Genomic DNA, 1,366 nt, shown 5'->3' on the forward strand with positions numbered 1-1,366 from the left:
CCCTGCGAATGTCCACAGGGTAGCTGGTAGTTTGAAAATCAACGCCGTTGCCCTTAGGATTCAGTAACTGGCACATTTTGTAATGCGCTAGATCTGTGTGCTCAGTCTTCCAGGCTGCTTATCACAGTGAAAGCAAAACCAATTCGTGGCTGCGAAAGTCGTAGCCACCACGAAGTCCAGGAGGACATACAGTGGCAAAGGCGAAGTTCGAGCGTACCAAGCCCCACGTAAACATCGGCACCATCGGTCACGTTGACCACGGTAAGACCACCACCACCGCGGCTATCACCAAGGTTCTGGCTGACACTTACCCTGAGCTCAACGAGGCTTTCGCCTTCGACTCCATCGATAAGGCTCCTGAGGAGAAGGAGCGTGGCATCACGATCAACATCTCCCACGTTGAGTACCAGACTGAAAAGCGCCACTACGCACACGTTGACGCTCCAGGCCACGCCGACTACATCAAGAACATGATTACCGGCGCTGCTCAGATGGACGGCGCAATCCTCGTTGTTGCTGCTACCGACGGCCCAATGCCTCAGACCCGTGAGCACGTTCTTCTTGCTCGCCAGGTTGGCGTTCCTTACATCCTCGTTGCTCTTAACAAGTGCGACATGGTTGAGGATGAGGAAATCATCGAGCTCGTCGAGATGGAAGTTCGTGAACTTCTTGCTGAGCAGGACTACGACGAAGAGGCTCCAATTGTTCACATCTCCGCTCTGAAGGCTCTTGAGGGCGACGAGAAGTGGGGCAAGCAGATCCTTGAGCTCATGCAGGCTTGCGATGACAACATCCCTGACCCAGTTCGTGAGACCGACAAGCCATTCCTCATGCCTATCGAGGACATCTTCACCATCACCGGTCGTGGCACCGTTGTTACCGGTCGTGTTGAGCGCGGTACCCTGAACGTGAACGATGATGTTGACATCATCGGCATCAAGGAGAAGTCCACCTCCACCACCGTTACCGGTATCGAGATGTTCCGTAAGCTTCTTGACTCCGCTGAGGCTGGCGACAACTGTGGTCTGCTTCTCCGTGGTATCAAGCGCGAAGATGTTGAGCGTGGCCAGGTTATCGTTAAGCCAGGCGCTTACACCCCTCACACCGAGTTCGAGGGCTCTGTCTACGTTCTGGCCAAGGATGAAGGTGGCCGCCACACCCCATTCTTCGACAACTACCGTCCTCAGTTCTACTTCCGCACCACCGACGTTACCGGTGTTGTGAAGCTTCCAGAGGGCACCGAGATGGTCATGCCTGGCGACAACGTCGACATGTCCGTCACCCTGATCCAGCCTGTCGCTATGGACGAGGGCCTGCGTTTCGCTATCCGCGAAGGCTCCCGCACCGTTGGCGCTGGTCGTGTCAC

1 protein-coding gene is annotated in these 1,366 nt (G+C 55.6%); it reads left to right on the forward strand.

Going from position 1 to position 1,366, the window contains the following annotated elements; genetic code table 11:
* Positions 1–191: 191 nt before the first annotated feature.
* Positions 192–1,366, forward strand: a 1,175-nt coding sequence (tuf, locus tag MD273_RS19225) for an elongation factor Tu (RefSeq protein WP_239039241.1), incomplete at its 3' end; no start/stop codon positions are given.

It is taken from the genome of Marinobacter sp. C7, assembly GCF_022343555.1.
Classification (GTDB): domain Bacteria; phylum Pseudomonadota; class Gammaproteobacteria; order Pseudomonadales; family Oleiphilaceae; genus Marinobacter.